Here is a 17,186-nt window from a genome sequence, read left to right on the forward strand (position 1 = left end):
CGCGGGGGGGGGGGGCGGCGGGGGGGGGGGGGGGGGGGGCGGGGGGGGGGGGGGGGGGGGGGGGGGGGGGGGGGGGGGGGGGGGGGGGGGGCCCCCCCCCCCCACCCCCGCTCCTCGGTCGCCGGAGGGGCTCGCGCTCCCTACCGCTGCCGCCGCAGGTGCTCCGCCACCGGTGTCAGGGCCGCCCGCAGTTCCGCCAGCGCCTCCGCCGACAGCAGGTCCACGAAGTGGCGGCGCACGGAGGCCACGTGGTGCGGCGCCACCCGTCGCATCGTCTCCGCGCCCTCCTCCGTCAGCACCGCGTACAGCCCCCGCCGGTCCGACTCGCAGTTCTCCCGGCGGACGAGCCCCGCGCTCTCCATGCGCGTGATCTGGTGCGACAGCCGGCTCTTGGACTGCAGGGTCGCGCCCGCGAGGTCGCTCATCCGCATCCGCCGTTCCTCGGACTCGGAGAGGTTGACCAGGATCTCGTAGTCGTTCATGGTCAGCCCGAACGGCTGGAGGTCCTTCTCCAGCTGGTAGGTCAGCAGCCTGCTGACGTCCAGGTGGGTGCGCCAGGTGCACTGCTCTGCATCGCTCAGCCAGCGGGTGGCCGTCTCGGTCTCCATGTATGGATTCTACCTAAGAAGTTGAAAGCCGGACGAAGTGTGAGGGTGTGACACCCGGCACCGCGCACGCGGACCGCACCGGGGCGCAGACGTTCGACGTCACACTCCGCAGACTACCGTTCACAAACCGAAGCGACGCTGGAGGTCCCCCAGCTGACCGGGCGCCCGGGGTGTCTGGCCCGGCCCGGCACCTCCGCCCGGCACTCCCGCCTGCTGCGGGACCGCCCCCGTCGGCTGTTCGGCCATCAGCGCCTCGGAGGACTGGAGCAGCACCGTACCGGCGCCGACGAACTCGAACTGGTGCTCCTCGCCGGAGGCCCCGCCGATCCCGGTCAGCCCGCGCAGCCCGCCCAGGAGGCCGGTCATGTAGCCGTGGTCGTAGTGGTGGCAGGGGGACGGGCAGTCCGCCCAGCCGACCAGCGCCTGCGGGTCGACGCGCAGCGGGGGCTCCATGAAGACCACCGGACCGTTGGACGCGGCGACGAACTTGCCGGTGCCGATCAGCGTCAGGAAGCCGGGCACGATCGACTGCTTCAGCGCCAGCGACGGCTGGTACGCGAGCAGGTTGCCGGACCGGATCGTCAGGTTCCCGTCGTCCAGGTCGTAGGAGTTCACGTCGAACGCCCGGTCGGCGAGCAGCATCTTGCCGCTGCCCTCGGCCACCACCCAGTCGCTCGCGTGCAGCGGGGAGTGGAAGCTGGAGCGGACCAGCCGCTCGAAGCGGCCGTGCCCGATGCCGTCGAAGCTGATCTGCCCGTAGTAGGCGATCATCTTGCCCTTCTGGAGGAACCACTGGCCCCCCTTGAGCTCCACGCAGAAGGTGTACGCGTTGACGTTGTCGTCCGACGGCAGCGTCATCGGGTCGAAGACCACGGGCCCGTTCAAAGCTTCTCCTCCGACGCCTGGACGTACACCGCACCGCTGCCGCTCAGCTCCAGCTGGAAGCCCTCGCCCGAGCCGCGTCCCACCATCTCGCGCCAGCCGAGCGCGGTGGAGAGCTTGTTGCGCACGTCGCCGTGGTGGGCGACGTACGCCTGGGGATCGACGTGCACGTCGCGGCCCGGGGTGATCGGCAGCTCGATGACCCCGCCGTGCGCCATCACGGCCACCGCGCCGTGCCCCCGGAGCGTCGTGGTGAACAGGCCCTGCCCGGTCACCTGGCCGCGCACCATGCCCATCACACCGCCCTGCGACCCCATGAACATCGTGCCCTGCTGGAGCGTCCCGTCGAAGGCGAGCAGCCGGTCCGCCTCCACGTAGAGGGTGTCCCCGGAGAGGTTGATCACGTGGATGTGGTGGCCGCCGTGGCCGAACATCACCGTGCCGTTGCCCTCCACCGTCATCAGCGGGGTCGCCTCGTTCGCCAGCCGGCGGCCGATCATCGACATCACGCCGCCCTGGCCGCCCTGGATGTTCGGCGTGAACGCCACCTCGCCCCGGTACGCGAGCATCGCCCCGCGCTGGCTGAACATCTTCTGGCCGGGGACCACCGTCGCCTCGACCATCTTCGAGTTGATCTCACGGAACGGCATCAGACGTTCCCCCCGATCGTGTTCCGCTCGCTGGGCTGCACGTAGACCAGTCCGTCGCCCTCGAAGCGGATCTGGAAGGACTCGCCGGAGCCCTCGCCGATCAGCGTCCGGAAGTTCACCCCGGACTGGAAGTTCTGCTGGAGGTTGCCCTGGTGGGCGATGTACGCGCCCGGGTCCACGAACAGCGGGTACTGGGGGGAGACCCGCAGCACCACGGCGGTGCCGTCCGACATGATCGCCGCCTGGCCGGTCCCCTCCACGGTGGTGGTGAACAGGCCGTTGCCCGTCGCCCCGCCGCGCAGGCCGGTGAACGTGGTGCCGGTGCGCAGCCCCGCGTCGGTGCAGAGCAGATTGCTCGCCTCGACGTACAGCTTGTCGCCGTGCAGCGAGACGAGGTTGATCTCGCTCGCCCGGTCCGCGAAGTAGCAGGTGCCCCGCCCGGTGACCTGCATCACGGCCATCGACTCACCCGTCAGCCTGCGGGTCACCATCCCGCGCAGTCCCTCACCGCCACCCGTCATCTTCTTGAACGTCATCTGGCCCTCGTACGCGACCATCGAGCCGTTCTTCGCCTTGACGGCATCGCCTGCCAGATCGACGGCGAGCGTCTTGTTTCCCTCGAGCCGGAACATTGCCACCCGGCGAAAATAGCCGCAGCCGCCACCGCCGGAACAGGGGCAGTCGGGCCATCGGGCTCCGGTGACCGCCTCTGATACGCATCCGGTACGGGACCCGGACGCGATCGGGACGTACGTCCCACGGAGCGCCCGGCGGCGGGACCGCCGTCCGTCCGGACCCGCCGCCGGAGGTCCCGGCCCGCGATGTCACAATGGGTGCCGCTTGTGCGTGCGTTCACAAGCTGTCACGCCCCTCCCACCGAAGGTGCCCCCGTGGACATCAAGACCGCCACCGCCCTGCACCGGCTGCGCCTCATCTCGATTCCCGAGGCGCTGTCCTTCCCGGCGCTGATCCTCTTCGGCTCGGTGCTGAGCCGGGTCTCCGACATCGACTTCCTGATGATGCCGCTGGGCATGCTGCACGGCGTGCTCTTCGTGATCTACGTCGTGCTGCTGCTCGACGTGTGGGCGAAGACCAAGTGGCCGCTGAAGCGCGTCGCGTTCTTCTTCCTGCTGTGCGTGCTGCCCTTCGGCGGTCTGTACGGCGACAAGGTGCTCAAGCGCTACGAGGCGGACAGCGTCATCGCCGCCCGGGCCCGCCGCGAAGGCACGGTCAGCGCATGATCGTCGCCTTCTCCGTCAGCCCGCTCGGGGTGGGCGAGGACGTCGGCGAGTACGTCGCCGACGCCGTCCGCGTCGTCCGCGAGTCCGGGCTCCCGAACCGCACCGACGCCATGTTCACCTCCATCGAGGGGGAGTGGGACCAGGTCATGGACGTGGTGAAGCGCGCCGTGGCCGCCGTCGAGGCACGGGCGGGCCGGGTCTCCCTGGTCCTGAAGGCGGACATCCGCCCCGGGGTCACCGACGGGCTCACCTCCAAGGTGGAGACCGTCGAGCGGTACCTCGCCGACTGACCCTCCGTACGCACGTACGTGGAGCCCCCGCCCGGACCGCCCGGCGGGGGCTCTCCTCATTCCGGCACCGCGAGCGCGATCCCCAGCGGCGTCCGCTCGTACAGCACCTGGTGCCCGTAGCGGCGCGAGGTCAGCAGCCCCGCCGCCCGCAGCACCGACAGGTGCTCCGACACCGACGACGGCGCCAGGCCCAGCCGGTGCGCGAGCGCACTCGTCCCCGCGGGCTCGTCCAGCGCGCACAGCACGTCCGCCCGCACCCGCCCGAGCAGCCGCGCCAGCGCCTCCGGGGTGCTCGCGCCCGGCTCCGTCCACAGGCCCCCGATGCCGCGCGCCGGATAGACGACCGCCGGCAGCCAGGGGTCCTCGAACCCGCCGACCGTGGCCGGCCAGACGAACACGGACGGCATCAGCACCAGCCCCTGGCCGCCCAGCACCCGGGAGTGCCGGCTCTTCGTGTCGGTGATGGTCAGCGTCGAGCCCGACCAGCGCAGCCGGGGGCTCAGCTCACCGAGCAGCCGCTCGAAACCGACCGCCGCCAGCCGCCGCGAGTGGTACGCCACATCCGCTTCGAGCAGCGCGCGCAGCCGGGGCCAGTGCGGCGCGACCAGCACCTCCCAGGCCCGTTCGAGGAGGTCCGCCAGTTGCCGCACGCTCCGCGCCGGGTCGGCCAGCAACGCCTGCCCGGCAGGCGAGCCCAGTGCCCTCGGCCGGTCCCGGAGCGAGGCCGCGATGTCCTGGCGGGCCAGCTCCGGATCGACCGCCCGCACCGCCGCGATCTCCTCCTCGAACGAGGCGAGCGGCCCCACGGGCGGCGGTGAGAAGAAGTCCGGACAGTGCCCGCCGTCCGGCATCAGCAGCCACAGCGGTTCCAGTTCGAGCCCGGCCGCCGCGTCCCGGATGCGGCGCAGCCACGGCAGGTGGTAGCCCTGCTGCTCCGGCCGCGCCAGCACCCGTACCGCCGCCTGGGTCTCCCAGAGCGGCGAGAGGGCGAAGCGGCAGCGCAGCAGATCGCTCCCGTCGAAATGCAGGTGGGAGGACATCGGCGCACCCCCGCGAAGATTCGGCTGAGGCCGAAAGTCTACGGCCCGGGCGCCCCGGTCCCGCAGGCTGCGCCCATGCCGAGAGACACCACCGATCCCGGGGCGGGCCGCCACACCCCCGACATCCCGGACCCCGCCGTCGCCGGACCGGCCGCTCTTCCGGCCCCGCCCCCGGAGCGCGCCGGTCCTCCCGACCCGAGCGGGCCGGCCGCGCCCCGGGGGTACCGCGCGGTCTTCGCCGTACGGGAGTTCCGGGCCGTCTTCGCCGCGCACCTGCTCTCACTGCTCGGCGTCGTCGTCAGCGAACTCGCGCTCACCGTCCTCGTCTACGACCTCACCTCGTCGCCCCTGCTCAGCGCCCTCACGTTCGCGCTCGGCACGCTCCCGTACCTGGTCGGCGGCACCCTGCTCGGCGGCCTCGCCGACCGCTACCCGGCCCGCCGGGTCCTGGTCACCTGCGATCTGGTCTGCGCGGTCTGCGTCGCCGTGATGGTGCTGCCGGGCACCCCGGTCGCCGGGCTGCTGGGGCTGCGCTGCCTGGTCGCCGCCGTCTCGCCGGTCTTCACCGGCACGCGGATGGCCGCGCTCACCGACATCCTCGGCGAGGGCGAGCTGTTCGTGCTGGGGCGCTCGCTGCTGCGGATCGTCTCGCAGGGGTCGCTGCTCGCCGGTTTCGGCGTCGGCGGGGTGCTGCTGACCGTGGTCTCGCCGCGCGGCGCGATCACGCTCACCGTCGCCACCTTCCTCTGCTCGGCCGCGCTGCTGCGCTTCGGCACCCGCGACCGGCCCGCCCGCGCGAAGGACGGGGACGGCGCCTCGCTGCTGGGGGAGTCCCTGTCCGGCGCCCGGCTGGTCCTCGGCCACCGCCGCGTCCGGGCGCTGCTGCTGCTGTTCTGGCTGCCGCCGATGTTCGTCGTCGCCCCGGAGGCCGTCGCCGCGCCGTACGCCGACGAGATCGGCGTCGGCCCGGCCGCGCTCGGGCTGCTGATGTGCGCGATGCCCGTCGGCCACATCGCGTCCGAGCTGTACGCGGGCTCCGCGCTCCGCCCGCGCACCCGGGAGCGGATCGTGCTGCCGCTGGCCGCCGCCGGCCTGCTCCCCCTCGTGGTCTACGCGCTGACGCCGGGCGTCGCGGGGGCCGCCGCCGCGCTCGTGGTGACCGGTGCCTCCTCCGCGTACGTCATCGGCCTGGACCAGTGGTTCGTGGCGGCCGTCCCGGAGGAGCTGCGCGGGCGGGCGATGACCCTGCTCACCGCCGGGCTGATGACGCTCCAGGGCGTCGGGATGGCCCTCACCGGGCTGGCGGCCGAGTTCTTCCCGGTGCACGGGGTGGTCGCGGGGGCGGCCGTGCTCGGCACCCTGTGCCTGCTGCCGCTGGTGGCCGAGGTGCGCGCGACCGCGCCCGGGGCCGGGGCCGGGGCCCGGACCGAAGTGCGAGACGGGGAAGACCGCCAAGTTCCCCATGGGTAAGGTCGTGGCCGTGCCGAAGCCGCTCAGTCTTCCCTTCGATCCCATCGCCCGCGCCGACGAGCTCTGGCAGCAGCGCTGGGGCCCGGTCCCGTCCATGGCGGCGATCACCTCGATCATGCGGGCGCAGCAGATCCTGCTCGCCGAGGTCGACGCCGTCGTCAAGCCGTACGGACTGACCTTCGCGCGGTACGAGGCGCTGGTGCTGCTCACCTTCTCCAAGGCGGGCGAGCTGCCGATGTCCAAGATCGGCGAGCGGCTGATGGTCCACCCGACGTCCGTGACGAACACGGTGGACCGGCTGGTGCGCTCCGGCCTCGTCGACAAACGCCCGAACCCGAACGACGGCCGGGGCACGCTGGCCTCCATCACCGACAAGGGCCGCGAGGTCGTGGAATCGGCCACCCGGGACCTGGTCGCGATGGAGTTCGGGCTCGGTGCGTACGACGCCGAGGAGTGCGCCGAGATCTTCGCGCTGCTGCGGCCGCTGCGCATCGCCGCGCAGGACTTCGAGGAGATCTGAGAGGCGCGGTTCCGGTGCCCGGCCCGCTGCAAGATCGCCCCGGACGTCCGGTTACGCTCGTTGGCATGAAACGCAGTGTGCTGACCCGATACCGGGTGATGGCTTACGTCACCGCCGTCATGTTGCTGATCCTCTGCGTGTGCATGATCTTCAAATACGGCTTCGACAAGGGCGAGGGTCTGACGCTGGTCGTCTCCCAGATCCACGGCGTGCTGTACATCATCTACCTGATCTTCGCCTTCGACCTGGGCTCCAAGGCGAAGTGGCCCGTGGGCAAGCTGCTCTGGGTGCTCATCTCGGGCACGATCCCGACCGCCGCGTTCTTCGTGGAGCGCAAGGTCGTCCGCGAGGTCGAGCCGCTGGTCGCGGGCTCTGCGCCGGCGGCCCCCGCGAACGCCTGAGGACACCCTCCGAACCGCCCCGCGCGAAGCGCCGGGCGGTTTGTCATCGACATTTACTAGGACGTCCTAGTAAATTGGGGGGCATGGACGCTGACGCGATCGAGGAAGGCCGCCGCCGCTGGCAGGCCCGTTACGACAAGGCCCGCAAGCGTGACGCGGACTTCACCACGCTGTCCGGGGACCCGGTGGAGCCGGTCTACGGCCCCCGCCCCGGGGACGCGTACGAGGGCTTCGAGCGGATCGGCTGGCCCGGCGAGTACCCCTTCACCCGAGGACTCCACCCGACCGGCTACCGGGGCCGCACCTGGACCATCCGCCAGTTCGCCGGCTTCGGCAACGCCGAGCAGACGAACGAGCGCTACAAGATGATCCTGGCCGCCGGCGGCGGCGGGCTCAGCGTGGCCTTCGACATGCCGACCCTGATGGGCCGCGACTCCGACGACCCGCGCGCCCTCGGCGAGGTCGGCCACTGCGGCGTCGCCATCGACTCCGCCGCCGACATGGAGGTCCTGTTCAAGGACATCCCGCTCGGTGACGTCACCACGTCGATGACGATCAGCGGCCCGGCCGTCCCGGTCTTCTGCATGTACCTGGTCACCGCGGAGCGCCAGGGCGTGGACCCGGCCGTCCTCAACGGCACGCTCCAGACCGACATCTTCAAGGAGTACATCGCGCAGAAGGAGTGGCTCTTCCAGCCCGAGCCCCATCTGCGCCTCATCGGCGACCTGATGGAGCACTGCGCGAGCTCCATCCCCGCGTACAAGCCGCTCTCCGTCTCCGGCTACCACATCCGCGAGGCCGGGGCCACGGCCGCGCAGGAGCTGGCGTACACCCTCGCCGACGGCTTCGGTTACGTGGAGCTCGGCCTCTCGCGCGGGCTCGACGTCGACACCTTCGCCCCCGGCCTGTCCTTCTTCTTCGACGCGCACCTCGACTTCTTCGAGGAGATCGCCAAGTTCCGCGCCGCCCGCCGCATCTGGGCCCGCTGGATGAAGGAGACGTACGGCGCCAAGACCGACAAGGCCCAGTGGCTGCGCTTCCACACCCAGACCGCCGGGGTCTCCCTCACCGCGCAGCAGCCGTACAACAACGTCGTACGCACCGCCGTGGAGGCCCTGTCCGCCGTCCTCGGCGGCACCAACTCGCTGCACACCAACGCCCTCGACGAGACCCTGGCGCTCCCCTCCGAGCAGGCCGCCGAGATCGCCCTGCGCACCCAGCAGGTGCTGATGGAGGAGACCGGCGTCGCCAACGTGGCCGACCCGCTGGGCGGTTCCTGGTACGTGGAGCAGCTCACCGACCGCATCGAGGCCGACGCCGAGAAGATCTTCGAGCAGATCAAGGAGCGCGGCACCCGCGCCCACCCCGACGGGCAGCACCCGGTCGGCCCGATCACCTCCGGCATCCTGCGCGGCATCGAGGACGGCTGGTTCACCGGCGAGATCGCGGAGTCCGCGTTCCGCTACCAGCAGGCCCTGGAGAAGGGTGAGAAGAAGGTCGTCGGCGTCAACGTGGCGCACGGCTCGGTCACCGGCGACCTGGAGATCCTGCGCGTCAGCCACGAGGTCGAGCGCGAGCAGGTCCGCGTCCTCGCCGGCCGCAAGGAGGCCCGCGACGACGCCCGGGTGAAGACCGCCCTCGACGCGATGCTGGCCGCCGCCCGCGACGGCTCCAACATGATCGCGCCGATGCTCGACGCGGTCCGCGCGGAGGCCACCCTCGGCGAGATCTGCGGCGTCCTGCGCGACGAGTGGGGCGTCTACACGGAGCCCGCCGGCTTCTGACGGGCCGGCGGTCCGGCGGCGGCGCCCAGGCCCGCCAGCAGCAGCAGTGTGAAGCGCCGGGCCCAGTCGGCATCGACGGGCTCGGCGCTCACCAGTGTCCGGTGCACCACCGCGCCGGCGATCACATCGAAGATCAGGTCCGCCGTCAGGTCCGCGGTGGCCTCGTCCGGCTCGACGGGCAGCTCGCCGCGCTCCTGCGCCCGCCGCCGCCCCTGGAGCACGAGCCGCTTCTGCCGGTTGACGATCGAGTCCCGGATACGGGCCCGCAGCGCCTCGTCCCGCGTCGACTCGGCGACCACCGCCATCAGCGCGGTCCGGGTCTCCGGCCGGTCGAGCAGCGCGGCGAACTGGAGCACGACCGCCTCCACATCGGCGGCCAGGCTGCCCAGGTCCGGCATCTCCAGCTCGTCGAAGAGCACCGCCACCGCGTCCACGACCAGCTCGTTCTTGCCCGCCCAGCGCCGGTACAGGGTCGTCTTGGCGACCCCGGCCCGCGTCGCCACGTCACCCATGGTCAGCTTCGACCAGCCGAGGTCCACGAGCGAGGCTCTGGTCGCCTCCAGGATCGCCTCGTCGGCCTCGGCGCTGCGCGGGCGTCCCGATCGTGCGGGTTTGGGGTGGCTGCGGCTGAGCATGCGGCGACCATACCCGTCAGTAGGTAAATCCGACCGGCCTCGGAAGCTGTGAGACAGATCACCGAACACTCTTGTGCGTGAGGGGGCGTGGCCAGTTACGCTACGGGTCGTAGCGTAAGGCGACGGTCCGGGCCGTCGCGGCGCCACGAACGAACGACAGCCACAGGCGCCGGGTGGGGACCGGGCGCCGCACCGGGTCTTTCAGGGGCCCTGGAGCCGTGTCTGTCCGTCCGCCTCGCATGCCGGCGAGGGTCGCGGGCGGGCGCGGTTCCCGTATCGCTTTCCGGAACGGCGCACCGAAGGGGGAGGATGTACGCATGCAGCCCAGAAACATGTCCATGAGCGGCGTCGTCGACCTCGCCGCGGTGAAGGCGGCCGGAGAGGCCAAGGCGAAGGCGGAGCAGGCGCGCGCCGAGTCCGCGCGTCAGGGCGGCCCCGCGGCCGTCCCCGCGTCCTCCCTCGTGATCGACGTCAACGAGGCGGGCTTCGAGAACGACGTCCTCCAGCGCTCCGCCGAAGTGCCCGTCGTCATCGACTTCTGGGCCGAGTGGTGCGAGCCGTGCAAGCAGCTGGGCCCGCTCCTGGAGCGCCTGGCCCATGAGTACAACGGCCGCTTCCTGCTGGCCAAGGTCGATGTCGACGCCAACCAGATGCTGATGCAGCAGTTCGGCATCCAGGGCATCCCCGCGGTCTTCGCGGTCGTCGCGGGCCAGGCGCTGCCGCTCTTCCAGGGCGCGGCCCCCGAGGCCCAGATCCGGCAGACCCTGGACCAGCTGATCCAGGTCGGCGAGGAGCGCTTCGGCCTCACCGGCATCGCGGTCGACCCCGCGGCCGCCGGTGAGCCGGCCCAGGCGGCGGCCCCGGTCCCGCCCGGCCCGTACGACTCGCTCCTGGAGGCGGCCGCCCGGGCGCTCGACGCCAACGACTTCGCGGGCGCGGTCCAGGCGTACAAGAACGTCCTGTCCGACGACCCGGCCAACACCGAGGCGAAGCTGGGCCTCGCCCAGGCCGAGCTGCTGGCCCGGGTCCAGGCGACGGACCCGCAGAAGGTGCGCACGGACGCGGCGGAGAAGCCGGCCGACGCGGACGCGCAGATGGCGGCGGCCGACCTCGACCTCGTCGGCGGCCATGTGGAGGACGCCTTCGGACGGCTGGTCGAGACCGTGCGCCGCACCTTCGGCGAGGACCGCGACCGGGTGCGGCTGCGGCTGCTCGACCTCTTCGAGGTGATCGGCCCGGAGGACCCGAGGGTCGGCGCGGCGCGTACCGCGCTGGCGCGCGTCCTGTTCTGATCCGGTCTGTCCGATCCGATTGTCCTGAACTGACAACACGGCCGCGGCCGCCTCCGGGCGCCGCGGCCGTTTTCGCGATCCGGCGATAAGAGTGGGCTCCGCTTTACCAAATCTTGATAAAAGCACGCCCTGTTACTCGCAGTAAATCGATCTTTGTGACCTGCCCCGTTTCGCTCATCTTTCCTCCCTTTCGTCCGTTGGTCCGGGGCAACCCTGTGTGGCCGCTCGGTGTCAGCAGGTCGTGGCTCGGTTATGGGGGCATTACCAGCGAGTAACGAACCCCCTTGTGTCCCGGCCGGGAATGGACCACGATCGGCCACGCTCGGTCCAATAACGCCAGTCCGGCTGCCAGTCGGGAGCGGCGGCTCCGTTGGGTCCCCACCGGGCGGGCCGGCGGCAGTGGCGCCGGCTCCGGACAGGGGGGTTCCTGCCGGTCGGCAGGGCCTGTCCGATCAGGTCGCGTACTCGCGTGACCAGTGGTTGTCGCTCGGGGGTGATCGCCGGTGAAGCGGACGCGGTACAGCCTCCGTTCGCGGGCGCTCTCCTTTCCGAGGACGTAGCACTTCTCCCATCCCAGGTCGGGCAGGATGCCTGACCGGAGATGTACGTCCGAGAAGGAGGAAAAGTATGAGTTCCCAGGTTCGCGGTGGCACGAGATGGAAGCGTTTCGCTGTCGTCATGGTGCCGAGCGTCATAGCCACCGCCGCCGTCGGCGTGGGCCTGGCGCAGGGCGCGCTCGCCGCGTCGTTCAGCGTGTCGGGGCAGGAGTTCAAGGTCACCGCCGCTGAGCTGAAGGGCGAGGGCTTCGTCCAGTACGGCAGCATCGCGACCGAGGACGGCGCCGACCCCACGAAGGACAACGGCAAGGCGCACGCCGTGGCCGTCTCCGGGTTCCGTCACGCCACCATCACCAAGATGTGCCAGTCGGTCGTCACGCCCAACCTGCCCTTCGGGCTGGGCAGCGTGACGCTGCGGCTGACCGCCGGTGACCCGAAGGACACCGACAAGAAGGTCGACGCCACCGGGCTCTACCTCGACGTGTCGGAGCTCAAGGGTGACGCCGAGTTCGGCAACATCGACATCGGTCCGCGTGCGGGCGACCTGAAGAACCCGGGCATCCAGCCCGACGCCGGGAAGTACGTCAACCCGAACGGGTTCTCTCAGCGGGCCGAGACCGCCAAGCTGACGGGCGTGCAGCAGAGGGCGTGGGCCACCACGGCAGGAACGTTCAAGCTGCCGGGTCTGCACCTGTCGCTGCACAAGGGCGTCAACGAGTGCTACTAGGGCACTAGCCCGGGCGGCCGGGGGAGCACAGCGGGTCCCCGGCCGCCCACCCTTCTCTTTCTCACAGCAGTACCGGTTCCCAGGGAGCTGTTTTCCATGAGCCCCGAATCCCAAGGGCAGAACGAGCACTATCTCTCCGTCGCCCGGCGAGGCTTCCGCACCTGGCGGGGTGACCGGCCGTTCTGGGCCGGACTGTTCACCATGCTGGGCGGCGTGCCCATCATGTACTTCCCGTACGCGAACATGCACCTCGGCAACGTGACGCTGGCCATGTCCACCACGGCCGGCGCGGGTTCGCTGATCATCGGTGTCCTGCTCGTCACGCTGGGCCTGACGATGTGGTTCCACAGCATCGTCCGCGTGTTCGCCGGTGTCGCGGCGATTCTGCTGGCCCTCATCTCCATACCCGTCGCCAACATCGGCGGCTTCCTGATCGGTTTCGTCTTCGCCCTGGTCGGCGGCGCGCTCTCCGTGTCCTGGGCCCCGGGCGAACCGCCGGCGGCCGAGCCCGCTCCCGCCGGGGAGGCCCCGGAGACCGTCACGTTCGCGAAGGACGAGCCGTTCCCCGAGGGCGCGCTCCACGGGGCGGGTGTTCCCGAGCAGCAGGCCCCGTACGACACCACGGTCGACGCCGAGGGCGGGAGGCACCGTGCGGGGTGACGACGAGCAGGTGAACCGCGTGGACGAGAGCGGAACCCGGGAACGCCGGGGCCCCCGCCACGCCGCCCCCAGGAAGTCACTGCTGACGAAGCTCCACATGCCCGCGGGCAAGAAGGCGTTCGCGCTCGCCGCGATGCCGACGGCGGTCTTCGTCGGGATGGGCCTCACACCGCGACTGGCGATGGCCGACGACACCACGGACATCCCCTTCGCGCCCGGCCCCTGCGTCACGCGCTCCGACGAGCCGAGCGAGTCGGCGGAGCCGACGCCCTCCGCGTCGAAGACGCCGTCCCCCTCCACGAGCGAGAGCGCGAAGCCGACGCCGGGGTCGACCGGCGAGGCGACCCCGAAGCCCACGGCCACGGGCTCGGCGGACGACACCGCGAAGAGCACCGACACCGCGAAGAAGAGCACCGACGCCGCCCCGGCCGAGACCCCGGCCGCCACACCGTCGCCCACGAAGACGACGAACCCGCTCGACCCGCTGGGCCTCGGCGACGCGCTCAAGGACCTCTTCGACGGCGGCAAGGACAAGGAGACGGCGAGCCCGTCCCCGAGCCCCACCACGGCGTCCCCGAAGCCGACCGCGACCGCCACCGAGGACGCGAAGGACGAGTCCGCGGACAAGGCCACCGACGCGGCGGAGGACGCGGTGAAGGACACCGCCGACAAGACGACCGAGGCCATCCGCGAGGCGGCCGGCAAGGCGGGCCGGACGGTCGAGGAGCTGGACGAGGACGTCAAGGGCACCGACGCCAAGAAGGACGAGGACATCCCGGACGGCGCCAAGGAGCGGTTCCCGTGTCCGACCGCGGACCCGGAAGCCCTGGCCAACGCGAAGCTGGAGCCGGGCATCCCGAGCCTGGCCAGCGACCCGTGGATTCTGGAGAGCTCGCTGCTCACCCTCAACGGGCTCGACTACAAGGGCATCGTGGAGGTGCGGAAGGGCGACGGCACCATCAAGAAGGTGCTGAAGTTCACCGCGTCCTCGGTCGACATCAAGGACCTGCACCAGCTGACGACCGGCCCGATGCCCGGTGTCACGGGCCATGTGCAGGCGCGGAAGGGCTCCACCTCCACGATCCGCAACGGCACGGTGACGATGTACACGGAGGAGCTGAAGGGCAACCTCTTCGGCTTCGTCCCGGTCACCTTCAGCCCGGAGACCCCGCCCCCGCTGAACGTCCCGTTCGCGTTCTTCACCCACGTGAAGGTCACCCAGGCCGGCCAGTTCGGCGGCACGCTGACCGTCCCGGGCCTGCACAACTACTTCACCAAGGACGGCGCCTGACGTATCTCCGAACTCCAGGTCAGATGTACTCAGGGCGGCGCAACGCACCTTTCGGGGTAAGCGGTACGCCGCCCTGAGTCTTCTTGTGCGTTCGGGCCGGCACAACCGGCAGTGACTCGACAGGGTCAGTACGTTTCGCAGTGGCCGAAGCTCAGGCCGAGCGCTCGGTGACGAATCCGGGCTGCTTCGCCGAGGGAGAGGTCGTAGGCGAGGAGCGTCCGGAGAAACAGGCGAAATCCCAATTCCGCGTCGACTTCGGTGACTACGGCCTTCAGGGATGACGAACCGCCTTCCCCCATGGCATCGCGCAACGCCGCAGCCATGTCACTGATCTCGCGCAGTACGGCTTCCTTCGCCTCCGTGCGGGCGGGAGAGACGAAGGGTACGTACCTCGGGGCGACCTTGTGCAGATAGCTCTCGCATGTCGCGGCCACGTGAGAGAGCCACCTGGAACCGTGGGCGTCGAACGCATCGACAGCATGGGTTCGGTGCGCGACGGCTCGCCACAATGTACTCACGGTGGCGTCGGGGAGCGCGGAGTCGAGCAGTCGCCGGACGTCCTCGAGCAGCACAGCGGCCATCGACCCAGGAGGGACGCCTGGTTCGTCGGTGAGGACCCGGAGCAAGATGTCGGCGGCTGAGCCCTCGTACTGCCAGTCCGTCCCATGAAGGGCACCCGCGAGGCGCGGCAACCCGAGGGAAACGGCCGCGAAGTCCCGGCGGCCGGGGTCTAGGGGTGGCCAGCGCACGTTGAGCCCCGCGAAGGTCGCCGCAGTGGGATAGGCGAGCGAATGCCCGATCCGCAAGAGGCGCTCGTACTGCTCGTACGTCATCGGGACGCTGTATTCCTTGGCTGTACGCAAGAAGAGCCGGAGTCCCAGGTCGGCGTCGACCTCCTCGACCACTCGCAGGAGTGCTGCGACGGTGGAGGGAATCCCGCATTCGGATGCGAAGGGCGCGACCTCCTGGATCTCCGTTGCCACGAGCGCGCGCAGTTCGTGTTCGGACACTGTCGGCCGTGCGCGATTCAGCGCGTGTGCCTCGTCCGGGTCCCGCTCGGGCCCATCCGCCGGACATTCCAGCGCGACAGCCGACAGCCATCCACGGACATCCGAGTCGTTGTGGGGTACAGCGAGCAGTGCCGCACGAAGTGTGTGGTCGGAAAGCTCGGATCCGAGCAGCAATCCGGCGTCTCTGCCGAGTTGGCAGTCATCGGATACGGGCGGGCCAGCGAGGCCGCCGAGACCGAATTCCCCTGCGTAGTCGTAGTAATAGACCTCACGCGAACGTGTCACTTCAGCCTCATTTGCACTGGCCTTCATTGCCGATCCGCTTGAAGCCCAAGAAGCAGATCGGGTACGGGTACGGCATCGACCGTGTCATGTTCTCCCGACGGCCCGCAGAAGGACGGCGCCCGGCGCCCCTCGTTAGCATGGCGACGGCCCGGCATCCCACGGGGCGCGGGCCGTCGCCATCCTCGGTCGAGGCATGCATGTGGGGGGACGGATGAGTTCGATGTACGCGACACAGCCGGGAGAAGCGCGGATCGAGGCGCAGGAGGCCCTCGGCGTCGGGGTCTACTACCGACGGTTCTTCGCGCCGGACGAGGACCACTTCCGGCGCATCCGTGCCGAGCACGCGTTCCAGTCGCTGACGGAGTCCACCAAGGCCGGCGCGGCCCACCGCACCGGGATCTACCTCACGCCCGTCACCCGTGAGGGGAACGCGCTGCACTTCCGGCTGCTCCGGTGCTCCACCAACCTCTCCGGACCGACCGAGAACTTCCGCGCGACCGACGCGGAGATCGTCGACGCGCTGAACCGGGAGGCGGCCACGGTCTTCCGGGGCCACGCCCCGCTGAACCACGTGCTGGCGCAGACGTACCACAACACCCCTGCCACGACCGAGCGCAAGCAGACCAAGGCCCGGATCTCGTCGCACGCCGACAAGACCAAGGACATGCCCCGCAACGGCATCATGGCCTTCTGCACCTTCTACGACCGGCTTGACGGGCTGAGCCCGATGGCCGACGACCCCTATGACTACGGCGTGGGGCGCGCCAGCGCGCTCACCCGGCTGCACTTCCGGCTCAAGGACCTGGCCGCCGAATGCGACGACCGGCCCGCGCAGTTCACGCTGACGCTCCACCCCGGGTCCGTCTTCTTCATGCCGCTCTCCACCAACCGCCTGTACACGCACGAGGTCCGGCCCTCCACGCTGAACGCCGAGTACCTGCCGACCCGTCTGGGATACGTGGTGCGCTGTTCCAGCACCGAAGCCGTGCACCGGGACGGCCGTACGTACGTCAAGGGCGCCGCGGGACCGGTGGAGCTGGAGCAGCCCACCGAGGCGGGCATGGCGGAGCTGCGCGCGCTGTACGCCGAGGAGAACCGGTCCACGTCGTTCATCGACTACGGCGACCGGTTCCGGTTCAGCATGAACGCGGGGACTACCGTGCTCCCCGGATCTGAGGACATCGTCCGGTGCTCGCTGCCGGCGGCCGCGGACCGCTTCGCGGAGCTGTGCGCGGCGACGCCCATGGAGGACGTCGGCAGGGGCCGGAAGGGCGCCGTGCTCACCAGGCCGGACGCGGACGGCGGTGTGCCGCTCGTGCGGACGACCACGCGGTACGCGCGCCCCGCGCTGCGCTTCCGCGACGTACACGAACGCCTGGCCCGGGAAGTGCGCGAAAGCGCGGGGGTCCCGGCCGCCTTCGACAACGCCCTCGCCGAGCGCTATACGAGCGCGTACACCACCATGGGCCGCCACTGCGACCAGGCACTCGACCTGGCCGACGATTCCCGCATCGCCGTCTTCTCCTGCTACCGGGACCGTTCCTATTCAGTGAGCAGGAGTGAGTCTTGGGCCCACATCCTGGCACTGCGGACATCCCGAACGGTTTTGGGTGTCCTGGTCGCCCGCGTTCTCGCCGCGTTCGGTGGCACGGATCGTGTCCGTGGTCCGGGGATGCGGGGGCGGGGTCCCTCACGCCCTGGGGCACCTGGTGCGGCCTGGACGGTCCGATGCCTCGCACGATCGCTCCGGTCGTGTGGGGGCGGTGTCGTCCGACGCCGGATCGGGTGTCCGAGGGCGCGTCGCCCGATCGCGATACCGGCGGCATCGTGACGGGACATCTTC

Annotated in this window: 17 protein-coding genes and 1 pseudogene; 10 read left to right on the top strand and 8 right to left on the bottom strand. The window is 70.7% G+C overall.

All coding sequences use genetic code 11. The annotated features are described in order from the left end of the window. Window positions 1-140 precede the first annotated feature (140 nt). From ACFUJY_RS34510 to ACFUJY_RS34525, 4 genes are all read right to left on the bottom strand, one after another. Window positions 141-608 carry a MarR family winged helix-turn-helix transcriptional regulator gene (locus tag ACFUJY_RS34510; RefSeq protein ID WP_383307029.1) on the bottom strand — a complete coding sequence of 156 codons (468 nt, stop codon included), beginning with the start codon at window positions 606-608 and terminating at the stop codon, window positions 141-143. Between the two features lie 120 nt (window positions 609-728). Beyond that, window positions 729-1,493, bottom strand: coding sequence for an AIM24 family protein (locus ACFUJY_RS34515; protein WP_383307031.1), 765 nt, complete (start codon window positions 1,491-1,493; stop codon window positions 729-731). After that, window positions 1,490-2,140: an AIM24 family protein gene (locus tag ACFUJY_RS34520; RefSeq protein ID WP_383307033.1), complete on the bottom strand. Its 651-nt coding sequence runs from the start codon at window positions 2,138-2,140 to the stop codon at window positions 1,490-1,492. Before ACFUJY_RS34520 ends, ACFUJY_RS34515 begins: the two co-directional genes overlap by 4 nt. Continuing rightward, window positions 2,140-2,772: an AIM24 family protein gene (locus ACFUJY_RS34525; RefSeq protein ID WP_383307057.1), complete on the bottom strand. Its 633-nt coding sequence runs from the start codon at window positions 2,770-2,772 to the stop codon at window positions 2,140-2,142. Before ACFUJY_RS34525 ends, ACFUJY_RS34520 begins: the two co-directional genes overlap by 1 nt. Window positions 2,773-3,030: 258 nt before the next feature. Between ACFUJY_RS34525 and ACFUJY_RS34530 the strand changes: the two genes are divergently transcribed. Together ACFUJY_RS34530 and ACFUJY_RS34535 are read left to right on the top strand one after the other, a co-directional pair. Further along, window positions 3,031-3,381, top strand: a complete 351-nt coding sequence (locus tag ACFUJY_RS34530) for a DUF3817 domain-containing protein (protein WP_018102592.1) — start codon at window positions 3,031-3,033, stop codon at window positions 3,379-3,381. Further along, window positions 3,378-3,671 carry an MTH1187 family thiamine-binding protein gene (locus ACFUJY_RS34535; RefSeq protein ID WP_383307035.1) on the top strand — a complete coding sequence of 98 codons (294 nt, stop codon included), beginning with the start codon at window positions 3,378-3,380 and terminating at the stop codon, window positions 3,669-3,671. Before ACFUJY_RS34530 ends, ACFUJY_RS34535 begins: the two co-directional genes overlap by 4 nt. 56 nt (window positions 3,672-3,727) lie before the next feature. On the opposite strand, the gene ACFUJY_RS34540 is transcribed toward ACFUJY_RS34535, so the two are convergent. Then, window positions 3,728-4,711: a DUF5937 family protein gene (locus ACFUJY_RS34540; protein ID WP_383307037.1), complete on the bottom strand. Its 984-nt coding sequence runs from the start codon at window positions 4,709-4,711 to the stop codon at window positions 3,728-3,730. A 75-nt stretch (window positions 4,712-4,786) separates the two neighbouring features. On the opposite strand from ACFUJY_RS34540, the gene ACFUJY_RS34545 reads away from it, so the two are divergent. The 4 genes from ACFUJY_RS34545 (at window position 4,787) to ACFUJY_RS34560 (ending at window position 8,886) form a co-directional block, all read left to right on the top strand. Further along, window positions 4,787-6,181, top strand: coding sequence for an MFS transporter (locus tag ACFUJY_RS34545; RefSeq protein ID WP_383307039.1), 1,395 nt, complete (start codon window positions 4,787-4,789; stop codon window positions 6,179-6,181). Window positions 6,182-6,191: 10 nt separating this feature from the next. Further along, the gene (locus ACFUJY_RS34550; protein ID WP_383307041.1) at window positions 6,192-6,701 is read left to right on the top strand and encodes a MarR family winged helix-turn-helix transcriptional regulator; all 510 of its coding nucleotides are present in this window, start codon (window positions 6,192-6,194) and stop codon (window positions 6,699-6,701) included. 65 nt (window positions 6,702-6,766) lie between these two features. Beyond that, on the top strand, window positions 6,767-7,102 hold the full coding sequence (locus ACFUJY_RS34555) for a DUF3817 domain-containing protein (RefSeq protein WP_383307043.1): 336 nt from the start codon (window positions 6,767-6,769) through the stop codon (window positions 7,100-7,102). 83 nt (window positions 7,103-7,185) lie between these two features. Then, a complete protein-coding gene (locus ACFUJY_RS34560) occupies window positions 7,186-8,886 on the top strand; it encodes a methylmalonyl-CoA mutase (protein WP_383307045.1) in 1,701 nt (566 codons plus the stop codon). Here the strand turns inward: ACFUJY_RS34560 and ACFUJY_RS34565 are convergent. Then, window positions 8,862-9,521, bottom strand: a complete 660-nt coding sequence (locus ACFUJY_RS34565; RefSeq protein WP_383307047.1) for a TetR/AcrR family transcriptional regulator — start codon at window positions 9,519-9,521, stop codon at window positions 8,862-8,864. The two genes, ACFUJY_RS34560 and ACFUJY_RS34565, sit on opposite strands and share 25 nt — an antisense overlap. A 317-nt stretch (window positions 9,522-9,838) precedes the next feature. On the opposite strand from ACFUJY_RS34565, the gene ACFUJY_RS34570 reads away from it, so the two are divergent. From ACFUJY_RS34570 to ACFUJY_RS34585, 4 genes are all read left to right on the top strand, one after another. Then, the gene (locus ACFUJY_RS34570) at window positions 9,839-10,813 is read left to right on the top strand and encodes a tetratricopeptide repeat protein (protein ID WP_383307049.1); all 975 of its coding nucleotides are present in this window, start codon (window positions 9,839-9,841) and stop codon (window positions 10,811-10,813) included. A 678-nt stretch (window positions 10,814-11,491) separates the two neighbouring features. Beyond that, window positions 11,492-12,097, top strand: coding sequence for a DUF6230 family protein (locus tag ACFUJY_RS34575; protein WP_383307059.1), 606 nt, complete (start codon window positions 11,492-11,494; stop codon window positions 12,095-12,097). A gap of 96 nt (window positions 12,098-12,193) precedes the next feature. Continuing rightward, on the top strand, window positions 12,194-12,757 hold the full coding sequence (locus ACFUJY_RS34580; protein ID WP_383307051.1) for a DUF6114 domain-containing protein: 564 nt from the start codon (window positions 12,194-12,196) through the stop codon (window positions 12,755-12,757). After that, on the top strand, window positions 12,747-14,048 hold the full coding sequence (locus ACFUJY_RS34585; RefSeq protein ID WP_383307053.1) for a hypothetical protein: 1,302 nt from the start codon (window positions 12,747-12,749) through the stop codon (window positions 14,046-14,048). Before ACFUJY_RS34580 ends, ACFUJY_RS34585 begins: the two co-directional genes overlap by 11 nt. 125 nt (window positions 14,049-14,173) lie before the next feature. Here ACFUJY_RS34585 and ACFUJY_RS34590 read toward each other — a convergent pair whose 3' ends face one another. Then, window positions 14,174-15,370, bottom strand: a complete 1,197-nt coding sequence (locus ACFUJY_RS34590) for a hypothetical protein (RefSeq protein WP_383307055.1) — start codon at window positions 15,368-15,370, stop codon at window positions 14,174-14,176. Window positions 15,371-16,885: 1,515 nt separating this feature from the next. Continuing rightward, a pseudogene (locus tag ACFUJY_RS34595) lies at window positions 16,886-17,186 on the bottom strand (IS200/IS605 family accessory protein TnpB-related protein); the annotation flags it as partial.

The sequence above is a fragment of the Streptomyces sp. NPDC057249 genome (assembly GCF_042669245.1).
GTDB lineage: Bacteria > Actinomycetota > Actinomycetes > Streptomycetales > Streptomycetaceae > Streptomyces.

Bases quoted from the DNA above. Each gene is read 5' to 3' on its own strand.
- ACFUJY_RS34510 (WP_383307029.1), bottom strand. From the start codon at position 608: ATGGAGACCGAGACGGCCACCCGCTGGCTGAGCGATGCAGAGCAGTGC.
- ACFUJY_RS34520 (WP_383307033.1), bottom strand. From the start codon at position 2,140: ATGCCGTTCCGTGAGATCAACTCGAAGATGGTCGAGGCGACGGTGGTC.
- ACFUJY_RS34525 (WP_383307057.1), bottom strand. From the start codon at position 2,772: ATGTTCCGGCTCGAGGGAAACAAGACGCTCGCCGTCGATCTGGCAGGC.
- ACFUJY_RS34535 (WP_383307035.1), top strand. From the start codon at position 3,378: ATGATCGTCGCCTTCTCCGTCAGCCCGCTCGGGGTGGGCGAGGACGTC.
- ACFUJY_RS34540 (WP_383307037.1), bottom strand. From the start codon at position 4,711: ATGTCCTCCCACCTGCATTTCGACGGGAGCGATCTGCTGCGCTGCCGC.
- ACFUJY_RS34545 (WP_383307039.1), top strand. From the start codon at position 4,787: ATGCCGAGAGACACCACCGATCCCGGGGCGGGCCGCCACACCCCCGAC.
- ACFUJY_RS34555 (WP_383307043.1), top strand. From the start codon at position 6,767: ATGAAACGCAGTGTGCTGACCCGATACCGGGTGATGGCTTACGTCACC.
- ACFUJY_RS34560 (WP_383307045.1), top strand. From the start codon at position 7,186: ATGGACGCTGACGCGATCGAGGAAGGCCGCCGCCGCTGGCAGGCCCGT.
- ACFUJY_RS34565 (WP_383307047.1), bottom strand. From the start codon at position 9,521: ATGCTCAGCCGCAGCCACCCCAAACCCGCACGATCGGGACGCCCGCGC.
- ACFUJY_RS34570 (WP_383307049.1), top strand. From the start codon at position 9,839: ATGCAGCCCAGAAACATGTCCATGAGCGGCGTCGTCGACCTCGCCGCG.
- ACFUJY_RS34575 (WP_383307059.1), top strand. From the start codon at position 11,492: ATGGTGCCGAGCGTCATAGCCACCGCCGCCGTCGGCGTGGGCCTGGCG.
- ACFUJY_RS34580 (WP_383307051.1), top strand. From the start codon at position 12,194: ATGAGCCCCGAATCCCAAGGGCAGAACGAGCACTATCTCTCCGTCGCC.
- ACFUJY_RS34590 (WP_383307055.1), bottom strand. From the start codon at position 15,370: ATGAAGGCCAGTGCAAATGAGGCTGAAGTGACACGTTCGCGTGAGGTC.